At 73.8% G+C, this 10,679-nt stretch carries 9 protein-coding genes; 2 read left to right on the plus strand and 7 right to left on the minus strand.

Annotation, left to right across the window (positions count from 1 at the left end):
* The 5 genes from E1266_RS30705 to E1266_RS30725 all read right to left on the minus strand — a co-directional run.
* Positions 1–525 (minus strand): DUF1707 and FHA domain-containing protein (locus tag E1266_RS30705; RefSeq protein WP_132053002.1); only part of this gene is annotated, 525 nt, incomplete at its 3' end.
* A 154-nt stretch (positions 526–679) separates the two neighbouring features.
* On the minus strand, positions 680–1,888 hold the full coding sequence (locus E1266_RS30710; protein WP_132053004.1) for an acyl-CoA dehydrogenase family protein: 1,209 nt from the start codon (positions 1,886–1,888) through the stop codon (positions 680–682).
* Positions 1,889–1,970: 82 nt separating this feature from the next.
* Positions 1,971–3,050, minus strand: coding sequence for a DUF3616 domain-containing protein (locus tag E1266_RS30715; RefSeq protein WP_132053006.1), 1,080 nt, complete (start codon positions 3,048–3,050; stop codon positions 1,971–1,973).
* Between the two features lie 61 nt (positions 3,051–3,111).
* Positions 3,112–4,296 carry a cytochrome P450 gene (locus E1266_RS30720; RefSeq protein ID WP_132053008.1) on the minus strand — a complete coding sequence of 395 codons (1,185 nt, stop codon included), beginning with the start codon at positions 4,294–4,296 and terminating at the stop codon, positions 3,112–3,114.
* A 68-nt stretch (positions 4,297–4,364) separates the two neighbouring features.
* Positions 4,365–5,750, minus strand: coding sequence for a lysine 2,3-aminomutase (locus E1266_RS30725; RefSeq protein WP_132053010.1), 1,386 nt, complete (start codon positions 5,748–5,750; stop codon positions 4,365–4,367).
* Positions 5,751–5,886: 136 nt separating this feature from the next.
* Between E1266_RS30725 and E1266_RS30730 the strand changes: the two genes are divergently transcribed.
* Positions 5,887–6,945 (plus strand): zinc-binding dehydrogenase, encoded by a 1,059-nt coding sequence (locus tag E1266_RS30730; protein WP_132053012.1) that lies wholly within the window; start codon positions 5,887–5,889, stop codon positions 6,943–6,945.
* 56 nt (positions 6,946–7,001) lie between these two features.
* Positions 7,002–8,333 (plus strand): DUF2252 domain-containing protein, encoded by a 1,332-nt coding sequence (locus E1266_RS30735; RefSeq protein WP_132053014.1) that lies wholly within the window; start codon positions 7,002–7,004, stop codon positions 8,331–8,333.
* 41 nt (positions 8,334–8,374) lie between these two features.
* Here E1266_RS30735 and E1266_RS39655 read toward each other — a convergent pair whose 3' ends face one another.
* Complete coding sequence (locus tag E1266_RS39655; RefSeq protein ID WP_132053016.1) at positions 8,375–10,453, minus strand: hypothetical protein; 2,079 nt, start codon at positions 10,451–10,453, stop codon at positions 8,375–8,377.
* A gap of 31 nt (positions 10,454–10,484) precedes the next feature.
* The coding region (locus E1266_RS38365; protein WP_207946008.1) for a hypothetical protein at positions 10,485–10,679 on the minus strand (195 nt) is incomplete at its 5' end.

A 10,679-nucleotide genomic window follows, 5' to 3' on the forward strand; every position in this document is an offset into this window, starting at 1 on the left:
GATGAAGCTGGAGTTGCCGAAGCCGACCTCGTCGCCGGGGCGGACGCGGGCGGGGCCGGTGAGCCGCCAGCCGTTGACGCGGGTGCCGTTCATCGAGCCGAGGTCGGAGATCATCCAGCCCTCGTCGGCGCGGTAGATCTCGGCGTGGAACCGCGAGACGGTCAGGTCCGGGAGGATGAACTGGCAGCCGGGCGCGCGGCCCACGACGATGCGGCCGAGGTCGCCGGGCGGGAGCATGAACCGCGGCAGCCGCGGCGCCCGCCAGGCCGCCTCGACCCGCGCGGTCACCTGCGACACCGACGAGATGATGCCGGTCAGCCGGCGCACGACGCGGCCCGCGGGCGGCAGGTCGTGCACGATGTCGGCCAGCTCGGCCCTGCTGCGGGCCTGCAGCGCCTGGTCGACACGCCGTTCGAAGGTCTCGTTCGACATCCGGCCCTCGGCCACGCGGTCGCTGAGGACGCGCAGGACCCGGTCCCGTTCCATGTCGGACGCTCTCACCGGGAATGAGGGCTGACCGTCCATAGCTGTGAGTATCCAGTCCCCATCGTCGGCTTGTCCAGAAAGGACTTCGGGTGGGGGACGGATGATCGCCCTCACCCGCCCCCCACCGGTTCGACGGCGGGCCGCCCGCGAAAGTTCGCGGCGGAGTGCGCCCCGCGCGCACCCCGCGGGGCGGTCAGGACGACAGCAGGTCGCGGGCGATGTGGGTGATCTGGATCTCGTCGGTGCCGGCGTAGATCTGGAACGACTTGGCGTCGCGGGCGAGCTGCTCGACGCGGTACTCGCTCATGTAGCCGTTGCCGCCGAACAGCTGCACGGCCTCCTGCGCGACCTCGCTGGCGGCCTGGGCGGAGTACAGCTTCATCGCCGACGCCTCGGCGAGGGTCGGGGTCCGGCCCGCGCGCTGCATCTCGATGTGCCGGAACACCAGGTTCTGGACGTTGAGCCGCGCGACCTCCATCTTGGCCAGCTTGAGCTGGATGAGCTGGAAGTCGCCGATCCGCTGCCCCCACAGCTCGCGGGTCTTGGCGTACTCGACCGACAGCTTCAGGCACTCCTCGATGACGCCGAGGGCCATGGCGGTGACGCCGGCGCGCTCGGTGACGAAGTTCTGCCGGGCGGAGTCCTTGCCGCTGCCGGACCCGGAGACGAGCAGCCGGTCGGCGCCGGCGCGGACGTCGCTGAGGAACAGCTCGCCGGTGGGGGAGGAGTGCAGGCCCATCTTGCGCAGCGGCTTGCTCTGCTCCAGCCCCTCCATGCCGCGGTCGAGGACGAACGTGAGGATCTCGCGGTCGCGGGGATCCCGCCCGTCGTCCAGTTTGCAGTAGAAGACGATCGTGTCGGCGTAGGGGCCGTTGGTGATGAACGTCTTGCTGCCGTTCAGGACGTACTCGTCGCCGGCCTTCCTGGCCGTGGCCTGCATGCCGCCGAACGCGTCGGAGCCGGAGCCGGGCTCGGTGATGGCCCACGCGCCGACCTTGTCGAGGGTGAGCAGGTCGAGGGCCCAGCGCTCGCGCTGCTCGGGCGTGCCGCGCTTCATGATCGTCCCGGCGGCGAGGCCGAGGCCGACGCCCATCGCCGAGACCAGGCCCGGTGCGACCTTGCACAGCTCGATGATCGGCAGCATCGACATCGCCGCGTTGCCGCCGCCCGACCGCTCGCCGTCTCCGTCTCCGTCGCCGCCGGACTCGCCGCGCTCCTGCCGGGCGCGGAAGGACGCGCGGGCCATCTCGTCCATGCCGAAGGTCTTGAACAGGTTGCGGAGCAGGTCGTACGGCGGCAGGTCGCCCGACTCCAGCGCGTCCAGGTTCGGCCGGACCTCCGCGTCGATCCAGCCGCGCACCGCGTCCCGGATCATCAGGTCTTCGTCGGACCACTCGATCATGCTCGTTCTGCCTTCCTGGGGGTGTCCGTCCCCATCCAAGCAGACCGGCGCAAGCGAGCGCTTATTCGGGTGGGGTCGCGGTTCAGCCGCCGATCCGCACCACGTCCGCGATGACGCCGCCGTCCTCGGTCAGCCGCCCGGGGGCCGGGCTGTCGTACACGACGAGCAGCCGGAGCCCGGAGCCGTCCGACTCCTCCAGGACGGCGACCCCCTCGGCGTGGTCGTCGCCGTCGCCGTAGGGGAGGTCGCCCAGCACCTCCAGGTCGGCGGAGGTCACGATCTCCGGAGCGTCGGCGGTGACCGCGCCGCGCCAGCGCACGACGCGCACCGGCCCGTCGAGGTCCATGCTGGGCCCGGTGAGGACGAGCAGGTCGTCGCCGTGCGGGCACAGGTCCCGGATGCCGAGGCCGCCCAGGTCCATGAAGTGGGTGTGGTAGAGCGCGCCGTCGTCGGAGAGCGGCAGCAGCCGCAGCCGGCTCGGGTCCCCGGGGTCGGTGTCGGGGCGGATCTCGATCAGGACGGCCCAGCCCCGCAGCACCGGCCCGCGCAGGCCGACGTAGAGGCGGTCGCCGTGGGCGGCGACCCCCTCGATGTCGATGCCGTTGTCCTTGCTCGGGATCGCCAGGAACGGCGCCAGGTGCGGGTCGTCCTCCAGCAGGTCGGTGATGGAGTCCTTGTTCAGCCCGAGCACGGCCGCCGTGCGGTCCCCGTCCTCGCGGACGGGCTCGGGCAGCCCGTCGCCGCCGGTGACCAGGGGGAGCCGCGCCAGGATGAAGCGGTTGTCCTCGCGCACGACCTTGGCGAGCCGCCGGCGGGACTTGGCGCCGCTGTGCTCCGGCTTGATCCGCTTGCGCTTGAGGCTGTGCGAGCCGATCGCCCAGAGCCAGCCGTTGCCGCGCGCCAGCCCCTCGATGTCGGCCTCCTCGCCGGGGCCCGCGGGCAGCGGGACGAGGTCGGCGAGCGCCACGGTCCGCTGGTCCGCGTAGGCGGTGACGCGCCCGTCCGCGTCGTGGACGGCGGTGAGCCGCTCGACGGTGGCCGTCTCGTCGCCCGCGACCCACAGGCAGCGGCCGTCCTGGCGCACGGCGGACAGGTTGGTGTGCGTCTCGGCTTCCCGGCTCTCCTCGGCGAAGCGGAGTACGACTCGGCGTTCGACGTCCATTGAGGGATGCTCCCATAAAGGCGAGGTCAGCGGCATATTTTGCGCAGACCGGAACCGGCCGTCAGGTCTCCCAGCAGACGTCCAGCCGCGGCGGCCTGCGGAACACCAGCCCCCGCGGGCGCGCCGGGCGGGACGGGTCGAGCCGCAGCCCGGGAAGCCGGTCCAGCAGCGCGGTGAGCGCCGCCCGGGCCTCCAGCCGGGCCAGGTGGGACCCGAAGCAGAAGTGCGGGCCGCGCGCGAACGCCAGGTGCTCGGCGGCGTTCTCCCGCCGCACGTCGTAGCGGTCCGGGTCGGGGAACACGGCCGGGTCGCGGTTGGCGGCGGCGATCGACACGCGGACCAGGTCGCCCGCGCGCACCGGCGCCCCGCCGAGGGCGGTGTCGCGGGTTGCGTACCGGTCCACGACCGAGGCGGACGGCTCCAGCCGCAGCGACTCCTCGATCGCGGCGGGCAGCAGGTCCCGGTCGGCCAGGACGAGCCGCAGCTGGTCCGGGTGGCCGAGCAGGTGCAGCGCGGCGTTGGCGATCATGCCCTCGGTGGTGTCGATGCCGCCGAACATCAGGACCGCCGCGTTGGCGACGACCTCGTCGGTGGTCAGGCCGGTCTCGTCGCGCGCGGCGGCGGCGAGCAGCGACCCCGGGCGGGAGGCGGCGACGGCGTCGGCGACGGCGGAGCGGAGCAGCCGGTGCGCCTCGGCGGCGCCGGCGGGCGCGGCGCCGCCCGCGGTGATGGCGGAGACGGCCTCCACGAACGCCCCGTACCAGGACCGGACGGTGGCCGCGTCGACCCCGGCCAGGCCGAGCGCCTCGGTGACGACGGCGACGGCCAGCGGCCCGGCCAGCTCGCCGCGCAGCTCGGCCCGGCCCGCGGGCGCCAGGCCGCCGACGAGTCGGGCGGCCTCGGCCTCGGTGAACGCGGTGAACCGCTCGCGGGTCGCGGCCGGCCGGAAGGGGCGCGCGAACGGGTCGCGGTGCCGGGTGTGGGCCGGGCCGTCCAGCGACAGCATGCTCGGGCCGACGACCTGCGCGGTGGAGAAGCGCGGGTCGTCCACCGTGAAGGCGTCCGCGTCGCGCATCACCCGCAGCGCCGGCTCCCGGGAGGTGACCAGCCAGCCGTCGAGCGCGGGGAGCCAGGACACCGGCTCGCGCGCCCGCAGCCGCGCCAGGTGCGGGTGCGGGTCGTCCTCCAGCGCGGCCGCCGTGACGGCGGCGCCGGCCGGGAACCGGGAGGTCGGGGCTGTGGTCACGTGCCCGAGGATAGTCCGCCGGTTATTGATCTACAATGTAAAGGCGCCGGGCCGGGCGCCCGCCGGAGTCAGGCGGCCTCCAGCTGCTCCCGCCACCACTCGCGGCCCCGCTCCGGCAGGGTGTAGATCGGGTCGTGGTACTCGTACCGCCTGTCCAGCGCGTCGGGGTCGGACATCTCCAGCGCGGTGCGGTAGTTCTTCGTCCAGTAGGAGATCCCGCGCTCGCGGTCGTACCCGGCGAGCTGGTGCACCCAGCGCTTGCCGACGTACGGGACGTCGCACACGATCCGCGGCGTGGCGAAGCCGGGAAGGTAGCCCATGATGGCGTGCTGCAGCTCCTGCGCCTCCCACACCGCGAGCCGCCAGTGCTCGCTGTAGGGGATCATGTCGCACATGTACAGGTAGTACGGCACGATCTCGGCCTCGTCGAGGAGCGCGAACGACAGGTCGAGGAGCGCCTCGGGGGTGTCGTTGACGCCGCGCAGCAGCACGCCCTGGTTGCGGACGTCGCGGATGCCGGTGTCGAGCATGGCGCGGGCGGCCCGGGCCACCAGCGGCGTCACCGACTGGGCGGCGTTGACGTGGGTGTGGATCGCGATCTGGACGCCGCGCTCGCGCGCCTTGGCGGCCAGGCGCTCCATGCCGGCGCGGACGTCGTCCTGCAGCCAGTGCTGGGGCAGGCCCATGAGGGCCTTGCTGGCCAGCCGGATGTCGCGGATGTTGTCGATGTCCAGCAGGGAGCCGACGAACGACTCCAGCCGCGCCCACGGCATGTTGGCGACGTCGCCGCCGGAGACGACCACGTCGCGGACGCCGGGCGTGCGGCGCAGGTAGTCGAGCATGGCGCCGAGGCGGTCCGGCGGCTTGATCGTGAACTTGTGCTTGTCGACGCTCGGGGTGGAGTTGCCGACCAGGTCCATGCGGGTGCAGTGCCCGCAGTACTGCGGGCAGGTCGGCAGGATCTCGGCGAGGACCTTGGTGGGGTAGCGGTGGGTGAGCCCCTCGACCGCCCACATCTCGGCCTCGTGCAGCGAGTCGCGGCTGGCGTGCGGGTGGGACGGCCAGTCGGTGCGCCGGTCGCTGAACACCGGGAGCATGTAGCGCCGCACCGGATCGGCGTGGAACGCGCCGGTGGACGAGCAGTCCATCGTGTTGAGCATCTGCGGCGGCAGCAGCATCGACATCGTCGCGCGCTCGGCCTGGTCCCGCTCCAGGTCGGCGTAGAAGGACTCGTCCAGCAGATCGCCCATGACCCGGCGGAGCTGCCGCAGGTTCTTCACGCAGTTGGCGCGCTGCCACTGCGCCGACTCCCACTCCTCCCGCGTGACGTCACGCCAGCCGGGGAAGCGGCGCCAGTCCGGCTCCTCCAGGGGCCGGCGCCGGTAGGCGTACGGCTGGCGCGCGGTCTCCGCGGACCGGGCGGTGTCCCGGTCCGGATGCAGGGCAGTGGTCATCGTTGACCGCCTCCTCGCCTCGTGATCGCATAAAACTCTTGTAGGTCGCCGACGTTACGGGAAGACTTTCGATGAAACCAGTTGTACCCGATACATCTTGTACAAAATCCGGTGTCTTCAGGGAGGCGGGACGGCGATGAGGGACGGCGGAACGGGCACGGCGGTGGGGCTGCACCGGGTGCTGGAGCCCGCGGGCGTGCTGCCGCAGGCGGCGGACCGGCTGGACCCGGACCCGCGGATCCGGGACGACGAGGTCCGCATCGGCGTCGAGCGGCTCAACCTGGACGCCGCGTCCTACCGGCAGCTGCACACCGCCCACGGCGGCGACCCCGGCGCGATCAGGGCCGAGGTGCTGCGGATCGTCGCCGAGCGCGGCAAGATGCACAACCCCGTCACCGGGTCGGGCGGCATGCTCGTCGGCGTCGTCGAGGAGGCGGGCCCGGAGTCTCCGCTGGGGCTGCGGCCCGGCGACCGCGTCGCCACCCTCGTGTCGCTGACCCTGACGCCGCTGGCCATCACCGACGGGCTGGCCGACTGGGACGGCCTGTCCGAGCAGGTGCCCGCCCAGGGGCACGCGATCCTGTTCGCCCGGTCCATCGCCGCGGTCCTGCCCGCCGACCTCCCGGTCCCGCTGGCCCTCGCCGTCATGGACGTGTGCGGCGCCCCGGCCCTCACCCACCGCGTCGTTGCGTCGCAGGAGGGCGCACCGGTGGTGGCGGTGCTCGGCGCGGCGGGCAAGAGCGGCTCGCTGTCGCTGGCCGCCGCGCGGCGCGCGGGCGCGTCCCGCGTGATCGGGCTGGTGCCGACCGCCGAGGAGGAGAAGCGGCTGGCCGCCTCGGGCCTCGCCGACGCCGTCGTGCGGGCCGACGCCCGCGACCCGGTCGCCGTCGCCGCGGCGATCCAGCGCGCGAACGGCGGACCCGCGGACGTCACCGTCGTCTGCGTGGACGTGCCGGGCTGCGAGCACGGCGCGATCCTGGCGACCGCGCCCGGCGGCACCGTCGTGTTCTTCTCGATGGCGACGTCGTTCCCGGCCGCCGCGCTCGGCGCGGAGGGCCTCGCCGCCGACGTCACGATGCTCATCGGCAACGGCTACGTCCCCGCGCACGCCGAGACCGCGCTGGACCTGGTGCGCTCCGAGCCGGCCGTTCGCGCGCTGTTCACCGCCCGGACCGCGGGCGATTCGGCACAATGATCCGGGAAAGCCCCGGCAGCGGCGGGGGAGCACCCGACCATCGAGGAGAGTCGAGCATGGCGAGCATCACCGAGGAACTGCGCGGGCGGGACCCGAAGGAGCGTCAGGCGCAGATCGTCGACGTCCTCGTCGACGCGTTCTCGGACCTGATGGAGCGCAGCCCGGCCGAGTTCCGCCGCCGCTTCCGCAAGATGGCCTCCGACCCGTTCGCGTTCTACCGCGGCAGCGCCTGCCTGTTCTACGCCGACATCGTCCACGACGACGACCCGTGGGCCGACGAGCGCACGTCCCGCGTGTGGATCCAGGGCGACCTGCACGCGCAGAACTTCGGCACCTACATGAACGACGACGGCGTGTTCGTCTTCGACGTCAACGACTACGACGAGGCGTACGTCGGGCACTTCACCTGGGACGTCAAGCGGTTCGTGGCGAGCCTGGCGCTGCTGGCGTGGCAGAAGGCGATCTCCGACGACGACATCCGCCGGCTGATCGAGACCTACGTGCGCGCCTACGTCGACCAGGTCCGCCGGTTCGCCGCCCACGACGGCGACGAGAAGTTCGCGCTGACCCTCGACACCACCGACGGGTACGTGCGCGACGTGCTGGTCGCCGCGATGGGCGGCACCCGCATCGGGCTGCTGGAGGGCATGACCGAGGTGGCGGGGGCCGAGCGCCGGTTCCGCGACCGCCCCGGCGTGCGCCGCCTCGACGACGCCGAGCGCGCCGAGGTCGAGGCCGCCTACGCCGAGTACCTGGCGACGATCCCGGACGACAAGCGCTTCGGCAGCCTGACCTACCAGATCAAGGACATCGTCGGCGCGTCCGGCTTCGGCATCGGGTCCGCGGGGCTGTCGGCCTACAACATCCTGGTGGAGGGCAACACCCAGGCGCTGGAGAACGACGTCGTCCTGTCGATGAAGCAAGGCAACGTCGCCGCCCCGAGCCGCGTCGTCGACGACGCGCGCATCCGCGAGTACTTCCAGCACCACGGGCACCGCACGGCGGTGTCCCGCCGCGCGCTGCAGGCCAACGCCGACCCGTGGCTCGGCCACACCCGGATCGGCGGCGTCGGCTACGTCGTCCAGGAGCTGTCGCCCTACGAGGAGGACCTGGACTGGGGCGGCCTCACCGAGCCGGAGGACATGCTGTCGGTCCTGGACGACCTCGGCCGCGCCACCGCAAAGGTGCACTGCGTCTCCGACAGCGACTCCGACCACACGCTCGTCGGCTTCCAGGTCGAGGACGCCATCAACGCGGTGATCGGCGACGACGAGTCCGCGTTCGTCGAGGCGATGGTCGCGTTCGGCACCCGGTACGCCGAGATCGTCCGCGACGACCACACCTACTTCGTGGACGCCTTCCGCAACCACCAGATCCCCGGCCTGTAGGGCCCGGCACAGGTGCTCCGCCCGGCCGTGGCCGGTGCCCGTCAGCGGCGGGACAGGACGCGGGCCACGGCCGCGGCGATCACCGTCACCAGGATCCAGCCCGCGGCGACCAGCGCGTACGAGAACCACTGGTACCCGCCGGCGGGGTTGAAGGCGCGCTGCTGCCCCAGGTCGACCAGGGGCAGCAGCAGGTCGAGGGTGTAGACGACGGGGTTGAAGTGCGGGGCCTCGTCCGCCTTGAGCGGCCGGGGCGGGTGCGTCCCGTAAACCAGGCCGCCCGCGGTCACCAGCAGGGCCAGCCACAGGACGGCGCGCCAGGGCTGGTAGCCGTAGGCGACCGTGGCCTCCTGCAGCAGGCCCCAGACCCGCCCGGCGGGGGTCCCGGCGCGGTGGGCGAGGCGCTCCTTGGCCAGCAGGACGCGCCGCGCCTCGCCGGGCTCCCCCATGGCGGTGTAGTGGGCGGCCAGCCGCTCGTACGGCTGGGGGTGGTGGCCGGCCGGGTCGAGCGCCAGCCAGCGCAGCCGCTCGCGGGCGGGCAGGCGCGGCTCCAGGCTCTCGTAGGCCAGACCGTCAAGCGACAGCGCCCGCGCCCAGGTCCGCGGGTCGTCCCGGAGGACGCCGACGCGGGCGTGCGCCAGGACGACCTCGCCCTGGACCGGTTCGGACGGTCGGAGGATCAGCTCGCCGGCCTGGAGGGTGCGGGCGTCCAGGGCGACGCCGCCGGGGTCGGCGAGCCGGGCGCCGGCCAGGTCCACCCGGGCGCCGACCCTGGTGCCCGACAGCTTCACCCGCCCGGTCGCGTGCAGGTCCGTGCAGAACAGGTCGGCGGCGATCTCCGCCCGGGACAGCCGCAGGCAGGTGCGCCCGCCGGGCTTCTCCAGGCGGGCGCCGGTCAGCAGGAGGCGGCCGGAGATGCGGCCGACGACGGCGCGGACCTCGCCGCGGGCCCGCAGCCGCCGGCAGTCGAAGGTGCCGCCGACGGCGATGTTGTCGGCGATGAGCGCGATCTTCCCGCCGCCCGGCCGCGCGCCGCTGGCGTCCAGGTCCGCCCCGGTCAGGGTGAGGTCGTTGCCGACCTGCGCGCCGACGAGGCTGACCCGGCCGCCCGCCACGGTCAGGTCCGCGGCGTCGATGTCGCCCACCGTGACACCGTCCGCCCACAGCGCAGCGCCGTCCGGTGCGGACAGCGAGGCGCCAGCGAGGGAGAGGAACATGCGGATCTGGGCGCCGGGCATGCGCACCTCGCCCTCGGCCGTGAATCCGCGTTCCGCGAGGAACGGGCCCTCGACCGTGAGACCGCCCGCGGCCAGCGCCACCCCGCCGGGGTTGCGGAGGGCCGCCGAGTCGAGCAGGACCTCGCCTTCGACGCGCGTGTTGCGCAGCGCGGTCTGGCCGTGGACGGTCAGCGCGGTGGCGTGCAGCCCCCCGCCGATCGCGGTCCGGCCGAGGGTCAGGGCCGGCGAGCGCGCGTCCGCGCCCGTGATCGTGGCGTCCGCCAGGCACAGCCGTCCCGCGACGCGGCCGCCGCGCAGCAGTACGGCCCCGTCGGCGCGGAACCCCTCGTCGGCCTCCAGCTGGCCGTCCACGACGAGGCCGTCTGCGGCGACCGCGACGCCGCGGTCGCCCGGCCCGATCCGGGCGCCGCGCAGCGAGATCTCCCCGCTGACCCTGGCGCGGTCGAGCCTGATCCCGGCGCGGACGGTGCTGAGGTGCAGGTTGAGGATGCCGTTCATGCCGAGCCGCGCCGCGTTGACGCTGTGCAGCGACGAGCGCACCAGCCGCACCGTCCGGGCGGTCGCCTCGACCAGCCGGACCGGTGCGTCGAAGTGGCAGTGCTCGCACACCAGCGCGCAGCCGACCTCGGCGCCGATGAGGTCGAGGCGGCCCTCGATCCGGGCGCCGCGCAGCCGGACGCCGGGGCGCCTGCCCGGGTCCGGCGGGACCGCGCCGAGCAGCAGCGCGGCGATCACCTCGGCGCGGACCACGCGGTCGTCGTCCCAGTGCCCGGCGGCGGCGACGTCGTCCTGCGCGGGGTCGCCGGTGCGCAGGTCGACCCATTCACCTCGCGGGAAGGCCGTCCACATCCGTTCTTCGGCCTCGGTGAGCCGCGGCAGCGTCATGCCCCAATTCTGGGGGTGTGCGGGGCGGTCGTCAGCGGGCGAAGGCGATGGCGGTGCCCGCGCTGATGACGACCGCGACGACGACCAGCACCAGCGTGCTGCCGAGCGGGTTGCGGCGCTCCGGCGGTTCCTTCGCCGTGCGGACGACCGAGCGGGCCTCGGTCGGCTCCGGTTCCGGCGCGGGCTCCGGCGGGGCCGGCCGCTGCTGCCGCGTCCTGGGCGGGGG

Source organism: Actinomadura sp. 7K534, from assembly GCF_004348575.1.
GTDB classification, from domain to species: Bacteria; Actinomycetota; Actinomycetes; order Streptosporangiales; family Streptosporangiaceae; genus Spirillospora; species Spirillospora livida.

Excerpts from the sequence above, each read along its gene's own strand:
- E1266_RS30725 (WP_132053010.1), bottom strand. The coding sequence starts at position 5,750 with ATGACCACTGCCCTGCATCCGGACCGGGACACCGCCCGGTCCGCGGAG.
- E1266_RS30730 (WP_132053012.1), top strand. The coding sequence starts at position 5,887 with ATGAGGGACGGCGGAACGGGCACGGCGGTGGGGCTGCACCGGGTGCTG.
- E1266_RS39655 (WP_132053016.1), bottom strand. The coding sequence starts at position 10,453 with ATGACGCTGCCGCGGCTCACCGAGGCCGAAGAACGGATGTGGACGGCC.
- E1266_RS30710 (WP_132053004.1), bottom strand. The coding sequence starts at position 1,888 with ATGATCGAGTGGTCCGACGAAGACCTGATGATCCGGGACGCGGTGCGC.
- E1266_RS30715 (WP_132053006.1), bottom strand. The coding sequence starts at position 3,050 with ATGGACGTCGAACGCCGAGTCGTACTCCGCTTCGCCGAGGAGAGCCGG.
- E1266_RS30735 (WP_132053014.1), top strand. The coding sequence starts at position 7,002 with ATGGCGAGCATCACCGAGGAACTGCGCGGGCGGGACCCGAAGGAGCGT.